An 18,127-nucleotide genomic window follows, 5' to 3' on the forward strand; every position below is an offset into this window, starting at 1 on the left:
GGGGTGGGGTGGAGCCTAAGCTTGGGCGCATGACGGATCGCGACACCCTCCTGGCCGAGATCACGAAGAAGGCCATCGTGCACGGCAAGGTCATCCTGTCCTCGGGCAAGGAGGCCGACTTCTATCTCGACCTGCGGCGCATCACGCTCGACGGGGTGGCGGCGCCGCTCGTCGGGCGGGTGATGCTCGACCTGACCGCCGACCTCGACTATGACGCCGTCGGCGGGCTCACCATGGGGGCCGACCCGGTGGCGGTCGCGATGCTGCACGCGGCGGCGGCTCGGGGGCGGACGCTTGATGCGTTCGTGGTGCGAAAGGCACAGAAGGCCCATGGCATGCAGCGGCGGATCGAGGGACCTGAGGTCAAGGGGCGGCGGGTGCTGGTCGTCGAGGACACCTCCACCACGGGGTCGTCCCCGCTGACCGCTGTGGAGGCGTTGCGTGAGGCGGGCGCCGAGGTGGTGGCCGTCGCGACGATCGTCGACCGTGGCGCCACCGAGCGCATCACGGCGGAAGGGCTCGAATACCGCACGGGTTACACACTGGCCGACCTCGGCCTCTAGCTCGGCTTACACGTCCTGGGCGCCGGTCGGTGCCGGGGTTCCGGCCCGGCTCACGTCCCCGCCGGGCGGCCCGTCAGTCGGGGGATGTGACCGTGAAGGCTTCGCGTTTGCCCTGCGTGCCCTGCTCGCGGGGCTTGCCGTTCGCCGTTACGCGGACGGTGCCGGCGTCGGTCAGGACCACGTCCAGTTCCGGCTCGAAGTAGCTGACCTCCTCGCCGCGGCTCATGTCGCGGTAGTGGAGGACGTCGCCGCCCGGTACGCGGACCGTGACCAGGGGGCAGGTCTCGGCGAGGCATTCGATGCGTACGGTGGGCACCCGCGCGGTGCTCGCCGGGGTGGCGTCAGAGGTCGCGTCAGGCGTGGCCGGAGCGGTGCCGGTGGCGGGGGCACGCTCGCGCGAGCGTTCGGGGGCGGCCTCGCCGATCGAGCCGACCGAGCCGAGCAGTGCCCGCCCGCCGACGAACAGGAGTGCCACCACCGCTGTCGCGCCCAGGACGAGGAGCGCTGATCGGGCGAGGCCCATCGGTTCAGACCTGTGGCGTCCCACAGGGGGCAGCGTACCTGGAGATGATCCGCCCCGCCCGGGCTCATGAGCGGCCGGGCGGCGGGCGGTCAGAATTGGCCGTCGAAGCCCGTCGGCACGCGGTGGTGCTTGCCGCTGGGCTCGGGGAGCTGCTTGCCGGCCCTGCGGTGCTTGATGGCCTCGACGAAGATCGGGATCAGCGAGATGAGCACGATGAGGAAGACGCCCGGCAGGATGTACTTGTCGATCTGCTTGGGGTCGACCTGGCCACCGAGGAAGTAGCCGAGGAAGAGCAGGCCCTCGACCCAGACGAGGCCGCCGATGACGTTCCAGAGGAAGAAACGCTTGGGGCTCATGCCGAGCACGCCGGCGACGGGATTCATGAACGTGCGGACGATCGGCACGAACCTCGCCAGAATGACCGCCTTGGCGGGACCGAACTTCTCGAAGAACTCCTCCGCCCTGACCACATGATCGCGCTTGAACAGCCGCGAATCAGGTTTGTCGAACATCCTGCGGCCGAATCGCGCACCGAGGAAATGCCCGAGCTGAGCGCCGGCGATGGCGCAGAGGGGTGTGCCGATCACGAGGAGAGGGAAAGAGAGCGGCTCGATGCCCATCCCTTTCGCGACCTCGGCCGCACTGAAAATCCCCGCCGCCACCAGCAGCGAGTCGCCGGGCAGGAAGAACCCGAGCAGGAGCCCCGTTTCGGCGAAGATGATGGCGAGCACTCCGATAGTGGCAAAAGCCCCCAACAGGGTCAGCCACCATGTCGGGTCAAGGAGATTCAAGAGCGAGTCCACGGGGGGAGAGCCTACCTGTAGCCGGGATGCGTGAGATGACCATCAAGCGCGCGTTGTCTCTACCACAGCGGGTAGTGAGCCGGGATACTGGGCCCTGGCGCGAAGCCGCAACTTCTCAGGGAGATGAATCATGCCTATTGCGACTCCAGAGGTCTACGCTGAGATGCTCGACCGGGCCAAGGCCGGCGGATTCGCCTACCCGGCGATCAACGTGACCTCCTCCCAGACGCTGAACGCCGCACTGCGCGGCTTCGCCGAGGCCGAGAGCGACGGCATCGTGCAGGTCTCCACAGGCGGTGCGGAGTTCCTCTCGGGCGCCACGGTCAAGGACATGGTCACGGGCGCGACGGCGCTCGCCGAGTACGCGCGGGTGGTGGCCGCGAAATACCCCGTCACGGTGGCGCTGCACACCGACCACTGCCCGAAGGACAAGCTCGACGGCTACATGCGGCCGCTGATCGACATCTCGCTGGAGCGGGTCTCCAAGGGCCTCGACCCGCTCTTCCAGTCGCACATGTGGGACGGCTCCGCCGTTCCGCTGGAGGAGAACCTGGAGATCGCCAAGGAGCTCCTGGAGAAGTGCGCCAGGGCGCGGATCATCATGGAGATGGAGATCGGCGTCGTCGGCGGCGAGGAGGACGGCGTCGTCGGCGAGATCAACGAGAAGCTCTACACGACGGCCGAGGACGCGCTGGCCACCGCCGAGGCCGTGGGCGTCGGCGACAAGGGCCGCTACATGCTGGCCGCCACGTTCGGCAACGTGCACGGCGTCTACAAGCCGGGCCACGTCAAGCTGCGGCCGAGCGTGCTCAAGGAGATCCAGGACGCGGTGGGCGCGAAGTACGGCAAGGACAAGCCGTTCGACCTGGTCTTCCACGGCGGCTCCGGCTCGCTGCTCGAGGAGATCCAGGAGGCCATCTCGTACGGCGTGGTGAAGATGAACGTCGACACCGACACCCAGTACGCCTTCACCCGCCCGATCGCCGACCACATGTTCCGCAACTACGACGGCGTGCTCAAGGTCGACGGTGACGTCGGCAACAAGAAGACCTACGACCCCCGCTCGTACGGCAAGGCCGCCGAGGCCGGCATGGCCGCCCGCGTGGTCGAGGCGTGCCAGAGCCTGAAGAGCGCTGGGACGAAGATCTCCTAGTCATTTGGGCGGCGCGGCGGGTATGACTTGTCCTATGGATAACCTTCTCGCCGGGCCGCCCCCGACTCAGCTGCCGGACCTCCCCGAGGCCAGGCAGGCACTGGAATCCGGTGCCAAGGCCGCCGACGTGGCCGCGCGTTTCCCCGCCTATCCGGCGGCCTGGGCTGCTCTCGCGGAGGAATACTTCGCCCAGGGCCACGCCGTGACCTCCTACGCTTTCGCCCGTACGGGCTACCACCGCGGGCTCGACGCGCTGCGCCGCAGCGGCTGGAAGGGACATGGGCCCATCCCCTGGGAGCATGAGCCCAACCGCGGTTTCCTGCGCTGCCTCTACGCGTTGTCCCGCGCCGCGCAGGCGATCGGTGAGAAGGACGAGGCCGAGCGGTGCCTGCAGTTCCTCAAGGACAGCACGGCGACCGGCTACGACGCGCTGACCAAGGGCTGACTCTTGGGACGAATAGGCACGTTCGGGTAGTCTCTCTACGCAAGAGCCCCTGTCGCGCTTGCGTCAGGGGTTTTCGTTTTGTGCTCGGGAGACTGAACCATGCCGGCTGCCGTTCTCGTGGGTGCCCAGTGGGGCGATGAGGGCAAGGGCAAGGCCACCGACCTGCTCGGTGGCGACGTCGACTACGTCGTCCGCTATCAGGGGGGCAACAACGCGGGTCACACCGTGGTCATCGGTGATCAGAAGTACGCGCTGCACCTGCTCCCCACGGGGATCCTGTCGCCGGAGGTGGTGCCGGTGATCGGCAACGGCGTGGTGATCGACCCGGGAGTGCTGCTCAGCGAGATCGACGGGCTGGCCGAGCGGGGCATCTCCGCCGAGCGGCTGCTGATCTCGGCGAGCGCGCACCTGATCATGCCGCACCACAAGGCCCTCGACAAGGTGACCGAACGCTACCTGGGCAAGGCCAGGATCGGCACCACCGGACGCGGCATCGGGCCCGCGTACGGAGACAAGATCGCCCGAATGGGCGTGCGCGTCCAGGACCTGCTCGACCCGGGCATCCTGGCGAAGAAGATCGAGGTCGCGCTGACCGAGAAGAACCAGGTGCTGACCAAGGTCTACAATCGCCGCGGCATCGACCCTGCGGCGGTGCTCGACGAGTACCTCGCCTACGCCGAGCGGCTCAAGCCGCACATCGCCGACACCTCGCTGGTGCTGTCGAAGGCGCTGGACGAGGACAAGTTCGTGCTGCTTGAGGGTGGCCAGGGCACGCTGCTGGACATCGACCACGGCACGTACCCGTTCGTCACCTCCTCCTCGCCGACCTCGGGCGGTGCGTGCGCGGGGGCGGGCATCCCGCCGAACCGGCTCACGAAGATCATCGGCATCCTCAAGGCGTACACCACCCGCGTCGGCTCCGGTCCCTTCCCGACCGAGCTGACCGACGAGGTCGGCGAGTGGCTGCGCAAGACCGGCGGCGAGTACGGCGTCACCACCGGCCGCAACCGCCGCTGCGGCTGGTTCGACGCGGTGATCGCCCGCTACGCCACCCGGATCAACGGCATCACCGACTACTTCCTCACCAAGCTCGACGTGCTGTCGGGCCTGGAGCGGATCCCGGTGTGCGTGGCGTACGAGGTGGACGGCGTGCGGCACGACGAGATCCCGATGACGCAGACCGACTTCCACCACGCGAAGCCGATCTACGAGGAGTTCCCCGGCTGGCAGGAGGACATCTCCAGCGCCAAGTCGTTCGAGGACCTGCCGCCGAACGCGCAGGCGTACGTGCGCACGCTGGAGGAGATGAGCGGCGCCCCGATCTCGGCGATCGGCGTGGGCCCCGGCCGCGACCAGACGATCGTGGTGCGCCCGCTGGTGTGACCCCGCGCTACGCGGTGAGGACGGCCGCCGTCACGGGGGTGTGCAGGCTCCACCCGAGCGTGGAGTAGAGCGCCTGCCCCTGGGCGGTGGCCACCAGGACGCCCGTGGTGGCGCCCATCGAGGCCGCCGTGGTCGCGACCGTCTTCATGACGACGGTGCCGAGGCCGCGGCGGCGGTGTCCTGCGGCGGTCTCCACCTGGTCCACGACGGCCGTGCGGCCGGCGATGGCGAACTGGCCGCGCGCCGCGACCTCGCCTGCGGCGGTGAGCAGCCGGGCGACGGTGACGCCGGCCCGCGTGGTGACGGCCAGCGTGTAGCCGGGTGGCGCGGGCACGGGGTCGCGGGTGAGGCGGACGGTCATCATGAACTCCCGGTCCTGGACGGCCCAGGGGGCCGGGAGCAGCGGTTCGACGGCCTCGGCGGGTGCGCAGAGCTTGAGCCAGGTGCCGGGCGTGCGGATGGTGGCCGTCAGCCGGCGGAGGATCTCGGGGGTCGGCGCGGCCACGATGTGGCGGGCCACGTGACCGGGCAGTCCGACGTCCACGCGCAGGCCCCAGGGCTCGCGTACGGGCCTGGGAGCTTTGCGGGAGATGACCCACCCATCAACCCATGCCCGGACTGTCGGGAAATGGGCTGCTTTGAGAACCTCCGTCATGAAGAACAGCCTATTGTCTGACCCGATCCGCCCGACCGGGCGTATCAGGATGAAAAGGACACGGCGTGGCACTGCCTGAGAGGGCCCCCGGCCAGGTAGGGTCCCGGTTGTGCGCGTTGAGATACATGGTCACCGGGGGGCTCGCGGCCTCTGGCCCGAGAACACCCTGCCCGGGATGAGCCGCACGATGGAGCTGGGCGTCCACGCGCTGGAGCTCGACGTCGCGCTCACCGCCGACCGCCGGCTCGTGCTCACGCACGACCTCACGGTCTCGGCCGTCACCAGCGCCGACCGGCGTCCGGCCCACCCCGGCGATCCCCTCTACCCCTACGTCGGCAAGCCCATCAACTCCCTGACGCTGGCGCAGCTGCGCACGCTCGACGTGGGCGTACGCCTGCCGCGCCACCCCAACGACCCGTTCGCCCTCACGCAGGTCCCCATGCCCGAGACCCGCATGCCGACGCTCGGCGCGGTGCTGGGGCTGATCAACGCCTACGAGGCCGACGGCGTCCGGGTGCACGTCGAGCTGAAGTCCGACCCGACGCGGCCGCACCTGACGTCCGACCCGCAGCTGTTCACCGAGATGGTGCTCGAAGAGCTCGACAGGCATCGCAGGCTCGACAACGCGGCCGTGCTCAGCTTCGACTGGCGCATCATCAGGCACGCCGCCGAGCTGGCGCCGGGCACTCGGCGCTTCGCGCTCATCGAGCTCGACACCCTCCACTGGAACGAGGGCGTGGGCGACGACGTGCCGGCGGCGGCGCGCGACGCGGGCGCCACCACGCTCTCGCCCGAGCACATCATGGTCGACGAGACACTGATGGCCCAGGCGCGGGCCGCCGGGCTCGACGTCGCGGTGTGGACCGTCAACGACCCGGCCCTGGCGGCCAGGATGCTCGACCTGGGCGCGGCCGGCATCGTGACCGACTACCCCGACCGGATGCGGGACCTGTGGCGGGAGCGGGGCCTTGAGCTGCCCGATCCGGTCGGCCCGCTCAAGCCGGTGGGCGTCTAGCTAGAGCCAGCCGTTGCGGCGGAAGCCCCGGTGCAGCAGCACGCAGGCCGTCGCCATGACGGCCAGCACCGCCGGATAGCCCCACACCGTGCTCGTCTCGGGCATGAAGTCGAAGTTCATGCCGTAGATGCCGGCGATCATCGTGGGCACGGCCAGGATGGCCACCCAGGACGAGATCTTGCGCATGTCCTCGTTGGCGAGGGCGTTAGAGCGTGCCAGCGCGGCCTGCAGGATCGAGCTGCACAGCTCGTTCGACGACTCCACCTGCTCGCACACCCGCGACAGGTGGTCGCCGACGTCGCGAAAGTATTCGCGCATCTCCGACGGGACGACGCGGCGCTGCGGCAGCGCCGACAGCGGCGCCTGCAGCGGCGTCACCGCCCGCTTCATCTCCAGCATCTCGCGCTTGAGCTGGTAGATCCGGTTGATGTCGCGGGAGCTGACGTCGGCGAAGACGGTGGCCTCGACCTCCTCGAGCTCCAGCTGCATCAGGTCGGCCACCTGCAGGTACTGGTCGACCACGTGGTCGGCGATGGCGTGCAGGACGCCGGCCGGGCCGCGGTTCATCAGCTCGGGCCGGTCCTCCAGGCGCTCGCGGACGCCGCTGAGCGGGCAGTGCCGGCCGTGGCGCACGGTGACCACGAAGTCAGCGCCGAGGAACACCATGATCTCGCCGGTGGCGATGATCTCGCTGTTGCCGGTCAGCTCGTCGTGGTCGAGGTAGGCGATGGTCTTGAGCACCATGAACAACGAGTCGCCGTAGCGCTCGACCTTGGGACGCTGGTGGGCCTTGACGGCGTCCTCGGCGGCGAGGGGGTGCAGGCCGAAGACGCCGGCCAGCCACTCGACCTCGGGGGCGGCGGGCTCGTGCAGGCCGACCCAGACGAAGGCGTTGGCGCCGCCCTCAGAGGCGGTGTTGTGCCCGCGTACGAGGTCGAGCGCCTCGTTGATGCCGGTGGCCGGCACCTTCTCGCCCTGGACGTAGGCGCCGAACTCGACGACGGAGTCGCCGGGCGGCACGCGTACGTGGGAGGCGGGCTTCACGTGCTGGTGGGGAGCACGCGACGGTACGGAGGAGTGGCGGTTGATGCGACGGAAAAGGGTGGACGAGCGCATGGCAGTCCCTTTCCGCCCGACCAGGCACGCTCCACGCGCGACGAAGTCACCTCAATCAAACACAGATGCGTGGAGGCACGATCAGGCTGCCGAATTGGAGTGGTCGGGGGTATGCACGGCGTACGTGTGCGAGCACGTACTGCTGGGATCACCAGGATTCATCCCGGACCACCTCCAATCACGCGAGACGCCGCAAAGCCGCCTTAACCTACCACAGGCGGGAAGAACCTCTTCGACGATACTCGTCCCCAGGCCCCCGCCTAGGGAGAACTCCACAAAGTTTCTTGCCTATTCCGGCATTCCGTGTCATCGCGCTGTCACCGCCGCTCTCATCACCGCTGTCATCGCGACCGGCGACCCGCGTCAGGCGTTGGGCCTGCGACAATGGAGCCCGTGCGCGTTCTAGTCATTGGATCCGGAGGGCGTGAGCACGCCCTGTGCCGTTCACTCAAGCTCGATCCGCAGGTCAGCGAGCTTCACTGTGCGCCAGGCAACCCTGGCATCGAGGAGGTCGCCACCGTCCATCCCGTCGATCCGCTCGACCCCGAGCAGGTGGCCGAGCTGGCCAGGCGGCTGCGGGTCGATCTCGTGGTGATCGGGCCGGAGGCGCCGCTCGTGGCCGGGGTGAGCGACGCCGTACGCGAGGCGGGCTTCGCCTGCTTCGGCCCCTCGCGCGACGCGGCCATGATCGAGGGCTCCAAGGCGTTCGCCAAGGAGATCATGACCGCCGCCGACGTCCCGACCGCGCGCTCGCGCACCTGCACGACCGAGGCGGAGGCGGCGGCGGCGCTCGACGAGTTCGGCGCCCCCTACGTCGTCAAGGACGACGGGCTCGCGGCGGGCAAGGGCGTCGTCGTCACCGACGACCGCGCCGCGGCGCTCGCCCACGCGCTGGCCTGCGAGCGGGTCGTCATCGAGGAATACCTCGACGGGCCCGAGGTGTCGCTGTTCGCGCTGTGCGACGGCAGCACGGCGGTGCCGTTGCAGCTCGCCCAGGACTTCAAGCGCGCCTACGACGGCGACGAGGGCCCCAACACCGGCGGCATGGGCGCCTACACGCCGCTGCCGTGGGCCCCCGACGGGCTGACCGAGCAGGTCATGCGCGAGGTCGTGCACCCGACGATCGCCGAGCTGACCCGGCGCGGGCTGCCCTACCAGGGCGTGCTCTACGTCGGTCTCGCGCTCACCGCGAAGGGTCCGAAGGTGGTCGAGTTCAACGCCCGGTTCGGCGACCCCGAGACGCAGGTGCTGCTCGACCGGCTGGAGACGCCGCTCGGCGGGCTGCTCATGGCGGCGGCCACCGGTGAGCTGGGGCTCGACCCGGTCTTCAAGGACGGCTCGGCCGTGTGCGTGGTGATCGCCTCCGAGGGCTACCCCGAGTCGCCGGTCAAGGGCGATCCGATCACCGGGCTCCAGTCCACCGACCGCGCCTACGTGCTGCACGCCGGCACCGCGCGGAAGGACGGCGCCGTCGTGTCGGCCGGTGGGCGGGTGCTCGGCGTCGTCGGTCACGGGCCCGACCAGGACAGCGCGCGGCGGGCGGCGTACGAGCTGGCCGGGCGCATCGAGCTGCGCGGCTCCCACTACCGCACGGACATCGCGCCCGTCCGCTGACCGCAGGACGACGACACGAGGCGGCCGCTCCGGCGGGTGGGCGGGGGCACTCCGCCCCCGCCGGAAGGCGCACGCCACCCCTCACCCGGTGGCCGGCCGCCCGGTGGCACACTTGACCCCGTGAAACACGTGCACTCTGGCAAGGTCCGCGATCTCTACGAGACCACCGACGGCCTGCTGGTGATGGTCGCCTCCGACCGGATCTCGGCCTTCGACCACGTCCTTGAGCCCGACATCCCCGACAAGGGGGCCATACTCACGCAGATGTCGCTGTGGTGGTTCGACCAGCTCAAGGACGTCGTGCCCAACCACGTCGTCAAGCGCGGCGACGACGCGCGCAGCGTGGTGTGCAGGCCGCTGCGCATGGTGCAGGTCGAGTGCGTGGCCAGGGGCTATCTGACGGGCGGCGGCCTGGCCGAATACCGCGCGAGCGGCACGGTGTCCGGGGTGGCGCTGCCCGCCGGGCTGCAGGACGGCTCGCGGCTGCCCGAGCCGATCTTCACGCCGTCCACCAAGGCGCCGCAGGGCCGGCACGACGAGCCGATCTCGTACGAGCAGGTCGTGGCGGAGGTCGGCGCGGAGACCGCGGAGGAGCTGCGCCGCATCACGATGGCCGTCTACGCGCGCGGCGCGGAGATCGCGGCCGAGCGGGGCATCATCGTCGCCGACACGAAGATCGAGCTGGGCTGGGACTCCGACGGCGTGCTGACGCTGGGCGACGAGGTGCTGACGCCCGACTCCTCGCGCTTCTGGCCGGCCGACGAGTGGCAGCCGGGCCGTAGCCAGCCGTCTTTTGATAAGCAATTCGTACGGGATTGGCTGCTATCGCCCGAATCCGGATGGGACAAATCCACCGGAAACCCCCCACCGCGTCTTCCCGACCACATCGTCGAGCGCACCCGGCAGCGATACCTAGAAGCGTATGAGCGCATCACGGGGGCTTCCTTTAGCGGATGATTCGGCTGGGTCATGTGGTGTGAGCGACTACTGTTGGCCCGATCGAGCCTCACCGCCAGAATTCAAGGAGCCGCACGAATGGTCCGTTACCGCGTGCGCGGTGGCAACGCACTGCGTGGAACCGCGTTCATCCAGGGCGCGAAGAACGCCGTGCTCCCCATGATCGGTGCGGCTCTGCTGGCCGCCAAGGGCCGCACCGTCCTGCGCAACGTGCCGATCATCGAGGACGTCCGCCGCGCGGTCGAGCTGGCCGAGGCGATCGGCGCGTACGTCGAGCTGCACGAGTCGGAGCGCACGCTGGTCATCGACGCCTCCAAGGTCAGCAGCCCCGTCCTGCCCGCCGAGATCGCCCGGCGCTTTCGCGGGTCGGTGCTGTTCACCCCCGCCCTGCTGCACCGCCTCGGCGAGGCCGTGGTCGAGGGCGTGGGCGGCTGCAACCTCGGCAGCCGCAACCTCGACTTCCACTACCTCGGCTACAAGCGCCTGGGCGCGATCGTCGACGAGGGCGAGACCGTCATCCACGTCAAGGCGGCCGGGCTGACCGGCGCCACCCTCTATCTCGACACGCCCTCCCACACCGGCACCGAGAACCTCATCATGGCCGCGTGCCTGGCCAAGGGCACCACGGTCATCGAGAACGCCGCCCTTGAGCCCGAAGTGCTCGACGTCATCGACATGCTGAGCAAGATGGGCGCCCGCATCAGCGGCGGCGGCACCGGGTTCATCACCGTCGAGGGCGTCGAGGAGCTGCACGCCGTCGAGCACACCGTGATGCCCGACCGGCTCGACGCCGGCGTCTTCGCCATGGCGGCGGCGCTCACCCAGGGCGAGGTCAGCCTCGTCGGCACCGGCCTCGACCTCGGCGTCGTGCGCTACAAGCTGGAGCAGATGGGCGTCGAGTTCCACCGGCAGGGCGCCGTGCTCCACGTGAGCTGCGACGGCCCCCTGCGGCCGATCAACATCATCACCGACACCTACCCGGGCTTCGCCACCGACCTGCAGTCGCCGATGATGACCGTCGCGGCCCTCGCCGACGGCACCAGCTACATCCACGAGCGGATCTTCGACGGCCGGTTCGCGCTGGCCGGCGAGCTGAACAAGATGGGTGCCAACGTCGAGGTGGAGGGCAGCAGGGCCGTCGTCCGTGGCCGCACGCCGCTCACCGGCACGCAGGTGACCGCTCACGATCTGCGCTCGGGCATCGCGCTCGTGCTCGCCGGCCTGGCCGCCGAAGGCGAGACGGTGATCGACTCGGGTTACCTCATCGACCGTGGCCACGCGCATCTCGCGGCGCGAATGCGGGCTCTCGGAGCGGACATTACACGAGAGATTTCTGAACGCTAAAAATCGCCAGAAAAGTGGCGACGAGCTGCATAAACACGTAGTCGGGCGGTCAACCAGAACGGCTTTCCGGAAAAGTCGGGCGTGACATTACGGCCCCCGCGAGCGATCGTTCCAAAAGAGAGCACTGCAACGGACGGCAGGATGGGACGAACATTGGTCGAGAGGGCCGAAGAAACTCCCCGAGTGTCACGCCCGGGCGCTATGACACCGGACCTCACCATCGGCGTGGTCGGACCCCACGACCTGGTCGAGCGAGTCATGCTGATGGGTCACGCCGCGGCGCCGCTGCCGTGTCGCCTGGTCGCCGCGGCCTACCGCGACGAGCAGGAGGCGCCCGACAAGGTGACGCGGCTCGGTCCCGGTGTCGACGCGTGCCTGTTCGCCAGCCCGGTCCCCTATGACCTGGCCAGGCGTTCAGGCGTGCTGACGATGCCCGCGACGTACGTGCAACTCGGCGGAGCGGCACTGGTGGCGGCGCTGGCCAAGGCCGCGCTGGACACCCGCGTCGACCCGAAAAGGGTCAGCATCGACGTGGTCAGCAGGGCCGATGTCGAGGAGGCGTACACCGACCTCGGCATCCCCGCGGCGGACGTGCACAGCCGCGACGAGCCGGGAGCCACCGGCACGATCGCGGCCTATCACGAACGCCTGGCCCGGCAGGGCGCTACCACGGGAGCGCTCACATGCCTGCCCGCGGTGGCCGAACGGCTGCACACGGCAGGCGTACCGGTCATCAGGATCAGGCCGACGTCGGCGGCGGTCCGTACGGCGCTGCACACCGCGGCGCTGCTCGGGGCGCACCACCGGCTGGAGGAGTCACAGCTGACCGTCGTGCTGGTGGAGGTGCCGACGCTGCGCGAGCCCGTGCGGCGCGCGGCCCCCCGCTACTGGCGCGACGAACTGCGGCTGTCGCTGCACCGGCTGCTGGTCCAGGAGGCGAACAGGATCAACGCCACCGTCTGGCCCATCGACGATCACAGCTACCTGGTGACCGCCACCAGGGGCTCGATCGCGGCGGCGACGGACGGGTTCAGGGTGTTGCCCTTCGCCGCCAGGATCAGGGAGGAGCTGGGGCTGGCGGTCGAGGTCGGTGTGGGCATGGGTCGCACGACGCACGACGCCGAGTCGCATGCACGCGCCGCGTTGGCGCGGACGCAGGCGGGCAAGCAGGCACAGGGCTTCGCGGTGGACCGCGAGGGGCGGGCGCTGATCCCGGCTCCGCGGATGCCACCGACCGGGGCCACCGCACTGAAACCGAAAGGAGTGGAAGTACTGGCCCGGCTGGCGGCCAAGCTCGAAGGCGGCGACACGGTGGTCGACGCCGAAGGAGCGGGCAAGATGCTCGGGGTCACGCCGCGTACGGCACGGCGGTTGCTGCGCACGTTGGTTGACGAGGGACTCGCGTGGCCGCTTCCGCCCAACCGCACGCCGCAGCCGGGGCGTCCGCGCCAGCTCTACCGGCTGATCGTGGAGAAGCTCGGGCCCCGCTGAGCTGGGGTGGCAGGGCCGGCCCGCCGCAGGTTTCGCGGCGGGCCGGGCTCGCTCGTTGACCGAAGCGTGTCCGCTTCGGGAACATTGCGGGCGCACTCTTGTGAACTCATTGGTTGACCCGTGTAGATGCGGGTATGTTCTCCGTCGCCCCCGATCGACGGGATTCGGACGGGGGCACCAAATCCTTTCGGCACCGGCCGTCCGTGGTGACGATCCCCCTGCACAGCGTGAGGTTCGACGGGGCTCGTGCTTCTTTTCGGACTTGGTTAGGGAATGGGCTGGTGTGTCCGCCCGCACGAACGGTGCCAGGCGGGGCTGTGCGGCGCTGTGAGCGCCTTTCTCCCGCAGGTCGGCCTCCTTCCCCATGCCTTGCGGCACCGGCCCTGTCAGTGCGTCCGCGCGCCGAGTCCAAGGACTGATATTCGCGGGTGTTCTGTCGGTCCTGCGCTGTACAGTCATGAGCCATGAGTGCCAACGCTCCTGACACCCGCTCCCCTCTCCTCATCTGGGGCGCTCTGGCGATCGTCTACGTCGTGTGGGGCTCGACGTACCTCGGCATCAGGATCGCCATCGAGACGATGCCGCCGCTGCTCCACGGCGCCTCCCGGTTCGTCACCGCCTCGCTCCTGCTGGCCGCGTTCCTGCTGATCAAGAAGGGCAGGTCCGCGTTCAGGATGACGCCGCGCCAGTTCGGCGGCGCCGCGCTGGTCGGGCTGCTGCTGCTGACCGGCGGCAACGGCATGGTGGCCGTCGCCGAGCAGCACATCTCCAGCGGCCTGGCCGCGCTGCTGGTGGCCTCGGTGCCGCTGTGGCTGGTCGTGTTCCGGATCCTGGCCCGCGACCGGCCCGCGCTGCTGACGGTCGGGGGCGTGCTCGTCGGGTTCGGGGGCGTGGCCGCGCTGTCGCTCAACGGCGGCGGCGAGTCGGCCGGCACCACCGGCATCGTGGTGATCCTGCTGGCCTCGCTGTCGTGGTCGATCGGCTCGTTCCTGTCCGCCCGCATCCCCATGCCGCCCAACGTGTGGACGGCCAGCGCGGTCGAGATGCTGGCCGGCGGCGCCGGGCTGGCGATCGTCAGCACCTCGATCGGCGAGCACGTCGACCTCGCCGCGATCTCCGGGCGGTCGTGGGCGGCGCTGGCCTACCTGGTGCTGGTGGGCTCGCTCGTCGGGTTCACCGCGTACACGTGGCTGCTCGGCAACGCGCCCATCTCGCTCGTCTCGACGTACGCCTACGTCAACCCGGTCGTCGCGGTCATCCTGGGCGTGCTGGTGGTCAACGAGCACGTGACGGTGCAGATCGTGCTCGGCGGCGTGGTGATCCTCATCGGCGTCGCCCTGGTGGTCTCGACAGAGCGACGCGCGAAGAGGAGACCGGCACCGGCCCCGGCCGGCGAGGTCACGACGCCGCAGAACGCCTGATCAGCCGCGGAAGCGCGCGGCGGCGGCGAGGAAGGCGTCGTTCGCCTCGGGCGAGCCGATCGACACCCGCACGCCCTCGGGCTGGAACGGCCGCACCGCCACCCCGTCCTTCGCGCACTCGGCGGCGAAGTCGAGCGTGCGCTCGCCGAGCCGCAGCCAGACGAAGTTGGCCTCGGAATGCGGCACCGTCCAGCCCTGCCCGATGAGCGTCTCGCGGACGCGGGTACGCTCCTTGACCACCCGCTCGACCCGGTCGAGCAGCTCGTCCTCGGCGGCCAGCGAGGCGATCGCGGCCACCTGGGCGAGGCTGTTGACGGCGAACGGGATGATCGTCTTGCGCACGGCCGTGGCCACGGGCTCCTGCGCGATCATGTAGCCGACGCGCAGCCCGGCCAGCCCGTACGCCTTGGAGAACGTGCGCAGCACGGCCACGTTCGGCCGGTCGCGGTAGAGGGTCAGGCCGTCGGGCACGTCCTCGTCGCGGACGTACTCGCGGTAGGCCTCGTCGAGCACGACCAGCACGTCCTCGGGCACCCGGTCGAGGAACGACTCAAGCGCGGCCCTGCGGACGGCGGTGCCCGTCGGGTTGTTCGGGTTGCACACGAACACCATGCGGGTGCGGTCGGTGATCGCCTCGGCCATGGCGTCGAGGTCGTGGTCCTCGCCCGCCAGCGGCACGCGTACGGACGTCGCCCCGGCGAGGTCGGCGAGCAGCGGGTACGCCTCGAACGACCGCCACGCGTAGACCACCTCGGCGCCCGGCTCGCTCACCGTCTCGAACAGCTGCTGCGCCACGGTCACGGACCCGGGCCCCAGCGCGACGTGGGCCTCCGGCACGCCGAAGCGCTCCGCGACGGCCTCGGTCAGCTTGACCGCGCCCGCGTCGGGGTAGCGATGGATGTTCCTGGCCCCCTCGGCGATGGCCTCGACCACGGAGGGCAGCGGGTCGTACGGGGACTCGTTGGACGACAGCTTGTACGACCGCCCGTCGGGCGCGGCGACCGCCTTGCCCGGCGTGTAGGGGGCCATGGTGTCGAGAATCTGGCGGAAACGAGGCATGGCATCACCTTAAGAGCAGCGGCCGGATGGGACAGCACCGGCCGTAACCTATTCCTTGAGGCTGCGCAGCATGGGCGGGTGGAGCAGCTCGGCGGGCCCGCGCCGGTAGAGCTTGGCGGGCCGCCCGCCGTCGCGGGTCGTGGTGGCGCCGGTCTCGACCAGGAAGCCCTCGGCCTTGGTGACCTTGCGGTGGAAGTTGCGCGGGTCGAGGCTGCGGCCCCAGACGATCTCGTAGACCCGCCGCAGGTCGGCGACCGTGAACTCGGGCGGGCAGAACGCCGCGCCGAGCGAGGTGTACTCCAGCTTGCCGCGCGCCCGCTCGACGCCGTCGAGCATGATGCGCCGGTGGTCGAAGGCCATCACGGCGAGCGAGCCGACCGGCTGCCAGCTCATGTGGGCCTTCTCCGAGGCGGGCAGGTCGGGGGCGAGGCCGAGGTAGGCGACGCTGAGCACGCGCTGGCGCGGGTCGCGGTCGGGGTAGCCGTAGGTCTGGAGCTGCTCCAGGTGGACGGGCGCGCCCGGCAGACCGGCCCGCTCGGCGAGGATGCGGGCGGCGGCGGCCGGCAGGTCCTCGTCGAGCTGGATGAAGCCGCCGGGCAGCGACCAGCGGCGCAGGAACGGCGGGTTGTCGCGGCGCCAGACGAGCGCGCTGAGAGCCTGGTTGCGCACGGTGAGCACGACCAGGTCGACGCTGACCGGGATGCTCGGGACCATGCCCGGCACGTTACACGCGTCCTGTGGAGGCGGCGAACCGTGCGGCCCTGCTGACGATGCTAGGTGACGACGCGGACGTGCAGCGGCTCGGTCGTGCTCTGCCCCGAGGGGAGCTTCACCCCGATGCGCACCCATTCGCCGGCGGGCACCTTGGTCCAGTCGAACGGCACCCATGCCGCCTGCATGCCCTCGGGCAGCTCCTCCTCGATCGGGTCGGTGTCGAGCCAGCCGACGCTCGCGATGTCCATCTCCTCGGTGCCGCCCGACCACTGGACGGTGACGGTGCCGAGGTCGAGGTGGTAGCCGCGGACCTCCACGCCGTCCTGGGCGTCGCGGGGCCGCCTGATGGCGTCCACGGCGATCGGGCGCTGCCAGTCCTTGACGATCTCCTCCTCGACCGACGGGCTGCCGCACGTCATGAAGTCGCTCCACATGTAGGAGACGATCTTCTGGACGTACCGGCCGGCCATCGTGACCGCCTGGTCGAGGCGCTCCTTGTCGGTCTTGCCGCGGGTGCCCGTGGGGGCGCAGGGCTTGTCGCCCGACGGCTCGAAGACCTCCACGTTGGCCCAGAGCTGCACGTGGTAGCCGGAGTCCATCATCTCCTCGCGGGCCTCGGCCATCGCACGGTAGTAGTCGCGGGTGGAGCCGTGGTAGGCCGTCTCGTACGTCGACTCGCCCACCACCGGCCGCAGCCGCTCGTCCACCTCGTCGTCGCGCTCGTCGGGCCAGAACAGGCCGACCTTGCCGGTGCCCCTGCTGTCCTGCGGCGCGATGATGCCGACCCCCGTGCGCACCAGCGCCTTGAAGCCCTCGGCCACCTGCTGCGGCGTCTGCCCGAACGCGACCCGCTTGCGCGCGTCGAGGTAGGGGCTGATGAGGATCGGCTTGCCCGCCAGCTCCTGCTGCACGATGCGGTGCTGGTCGGAGTAGACCTCCAGCGTCGGGTTATCGGCCAGCGTGGCCGACATCTGCACCTCGAACGGCTGGTAGACGCCGCCGAGCGACTCCCTGTCGGCGAAGCGGGCGCCGTAGTCCTGCACGATGCGCCTGGTCAGCGTGGTGAGCGTGCCGAGGTGCCGCTTCTCCGCCCTGGTCGGTGTCTTGTGGTCGCGCGGGGCCAGCGGCAGCGCGGGGAAGATCCGCATGCCGAACTGGTCGCCCAGGTCGAGCAGCTCCTTCAGGCTGTCGCTGGGCGAGCCGGCCACCAGGATCATGTCGTACGACTGCGCCTTGCTGCTGAAGTCGCAGGTCGCGTCGTCCGAGCCGTCGGCCTGGGTGATGAGCCGGTAGTAGACCCGCTTGCCGACCTCGATGGCGTGCTCCATCTCGGGGCAGCGGTAGAGGCCCGAGCCGAACGCCTCGTCGGTGCGGTAGACGTACATGCGGCCGATGCGGTTGCCGGGGTTGGCCTGCTTCAGGTCGCGCTCGGCGGCGTCGTGGCAGCTCAGGCCGTCCTCGACGCAGGGCTTGTAGAGCGAGTCGATCGTGCCGTCCTTGGCGCGCACCTGGCCTGAGGCGGTGACCGTGCGGAACTGCAGGCCGTAGCCGATCCTGATGATCGTGTCGCCGCCGACGCGGTGGATCTCCTGGAGCTGCTTGCGCCAGGTGCACGGGTTCGACTTGGGGGTGATCCAGTAGCCGGTCACCGCGTAGGGGGCGATCTCGCCGGTGTCGAACGTTCCACACGGGTCGGTGAACTCGCTCACCTTCGGCGTCGGCAGCGTGGCCGACGGCTTGGGCGCCGGTGACGTGGCGGCCGTCGGCTCGGAGCCGCCCGGACGCAGCACGAGGACGACGGCGGCGATCACGGCCAGGACGGCTGCGCCCACGACCAGTAAGAGCCAGCGCACGTTCAGGAACCTACCCGC

17 protein-coding genes are annotated in these 18,127 nt (G+C 70.0%); 10 read left to right on the plus strand and 7 right to left on the minus strand.

Annotated elements, in window-relative coordinates; translation table 11 throughout:
• Positions 1–29 precede the first annotated feature (29 nt).
• Positions 30–563, plus strand: a complete 534-nt coding sequence (gene pyrE, locus AB0K18_RS34180; RefSeq protein WP_364922758.1) for an orotate phosphoribosyltransferase — start codon at positions 30–32, stop codon at positions 561–563.
• Between the two features lie 73 nt (positions 564–636).
• Here pyrE and AB0K18_RS34185 read toward each other — a convergent pair whose 3' ends face one another.
• Complete coding sequence (locus AB0K18_RS34185) at positions 637–1,086, minus strand: hypothetical protein (RefSeq protein ID WP_364922761.1); 450 nt, start codon at positions 1,084–1,086, stop codon at positions 637–639.
• A gap of 89 nt (positions 1,087–1,175) precedes the next feature.
• Positions 1,176–1,889 carry a VTT domain-containing protein gene (locus AB0K18_RS34190; protein WP_364922764.1) on the minus strand — a complete coding sequence of 238 codons (714 nt, stop codon included), beginning with the start codon at positions 1,887–1,889 and terminating at the stop codon, positions 1,176–1,178.
• Positions 1,890–2,019: 130 nt separating this feature from the next.
• On the opposite strand from AB0K18_RS34190, the gene fbaA reads away from it, so the two are divergent.
• From fbaA to AB0K18_RS34205, 3 genes are all read left to right on the plus strand, one after another.
• Complete coding sequence (fbaA, locus tag AB0K18_RS34195) at positions 2,020–3,042, plus strand: class II fructose-bisphosphate aldolase (protein WP_364922767.1); 1,023 nt, start codon at positions 2,020–2,022, stop codon at positions 3,040–3,042.
• Between the two features lie 34 nt (positions 3,043–3,076).
• Positions 3,077–3,487: a DUF3151 domain-containing protein gene (locus tag AB0K18_RS34200; RefSeq protein WP_345393820.1), complete on the plus strand. Its 411-nt coding sequence runs from the start codon at positions 3,077–3,079 to the stop codon at positions 3,485–3,487.
• 99 nt (positions 3,488–3,586) lie between these two features.
• Entirely contained in the window at positions 3,587–4,870 is a 1,284-nt protein-coding gene (locus tag AB0K18_RS34205; protein ID WP_355415233.1) for an adenylosuccinate synthase, read from the plus strand.
• A gap of 7 nt (positions 4,871–4,877) precedes the next feature.
• On the opposite strand, the gene AB0K18_RS34210 is transcribed toward AB0K18_RS34205, so the two are convergent.
• Positions 4,878–5,525: a GNAT family N-acetyltransferase gene (locus tag AB0K18_RS34210; RefSeq protein ID WP_364922769.1), complete on the minus strand. Its 648-nt coding sequence runs from the start codon at positions 5,523–5,525 to the stop codon at positions 4,878–4,880.
• A gap of 109 nt (positions 5,526–5,634) precedes the next feature.
• On the opposite strand from AB0K18_RS34210, the gene AB0K18_RS34215 reads away from it, so the two are divergent.
• Positions 5,635–6,540, plus strand: a complete 906-nt coding sequence (locus AB0K18_RS34215; protein ID WP_364922772.1) for a glycerophosphodiester phosphodiesterase family protein — start codon at positions 5,635–5,637, stop codon at positions 6,538–6,540.
• Here AB0K18_RS34215 and corA read toward each other — a convergent pair whose 3' ends face one another.
• Positions 6,541–7,656: a magnesium/cobalt transporter CorA gene (gene corA, locus AB0K18_RS34220; RefSeq protein WP_364922774.1), complete on the minus strand. Its 1,116-nt coding sequence runs from the start codon at positions 7,654–7,656 to the stop codon at positions 6,541–6,543.
• Between the two features lie 393 nt (positions 7,657–8,049).
• Between corA and purD the strand changes: the two genes are divergently transcribed.
• The 5 genes from purD (at position 8,050) to AB0K18_RS34245 (ending at position 14,483) form a co-directional block, all read left to right on the plus strand.
• Positions 8,050–9,270 (plus strand): phosphoribosylamine--glycine ligase, encoded by a 1,221-nt coding sequence (gene purD / locus AB0K18_RS34225; RefSeq protein ID WP_364922777.1) that lies wholly within the window; start codon positions 8,050–8,052, stop codon positions 9,268–9,270.
• A 120-nt stretch (positions 9,271–9,390) separates the two neighbouring features.
• Entirely contained in the window at positions 9,391–10,227 is an 837-nt protein-coding gene (locus tag AB0K18_RS34230) for a phosphoribosylaminoimidazolesuccinocarboxamide synthase (RefSeq protein WP_364922779.1), read from the plus strand.
• Positions 10,228–10,305: 78 nt separating this feature from the next.
• Complete coding sequence (gene murA, locus AB0K18_RS34235; protein WP_364922782.1) at positions 10,306–11,571, plus strand: UDP-N-acetylglucosamine 1-carboxyvinyltransferase; 1,266 nt, start codon at positions 10,306–10,308, stop codon at positions 11,569–11,571.
• Positions 11,572–11,772: 201 nt separating this feature from the next.
• Entirely contained in the window at positions 11,773–13,062 is a 1,290-nt protein-coding gene (locus AB0K18_RS34240; protein ID WP_345393805.1) for a GTP cyclohydrolase IIa, read from the plus strand.
• A gap of 464 nt (positions 13,063–13,526) precedes the next feature.
• On the plus strand, positions 13,527–14,483 hold the full coding sequence (locus AB0K18_RS34245; protein ID WP_364922786.1) for an EamA family transporter: 957 nt from the start codon (positions 13,527–13,529) through the stop codon (positions 14,481–14,483).
• Here AB0K18_RS34245 and hisC read toward each other — a convergent pair whose 3' ends face one another.
• From hisC to AB0K18_RS34260, 3 genes are read right to left on the minus strand one after another with little or no spacing between them, the layout of a single operon-like run.
• Entirely contained in the window at positions 14,484–15,542 is a 1,059-nt protein-coding gene (hisC, locus tag AB0K18_RS34250) for a histidinol-phosphate transaminase (protein WP_364922788.1), read from the minus strand. It lies immediately after the preceding gene.
• 48 nt (positions 15,543–15,590) lie between these two features.
• Complete coding sequence (locus AB0K18_RS34255) at positions 15,591–16,256, minus strand: NUDIX domain-containing protein (protein ID WP_364922791.1); 666 nt, start codon at positions 16,254–16,256, stop codon at positions 15,591–15,593.
• Between the two features lie 59 nt (positions 16,257–16,315).
• Positions 16,316–18,109, minus strand: coding sequence for a DUF4434 domain-containing protein (locus AB0K18_RS34260; protein WP_364922794.1), 1,794 nt, complete (start codon positions 18,107–18,109; stop codon positions 16,316–16,318).
• Positions 18,110–18,127 lie beyond the last annotated feature (18 nt).

Origin of the sequence: Nonomuraea sp. NPDC049421 (genome assembly GCF_040677005.1) — a bacterium.
Taxonomy (GTDB): domain Bacteria; phylum Actinomycetota; class Actinomycetes; order Streptosporangiales; family Streptosporangiaceae; genus Nonomuraea; species Nonomuraea salmonea.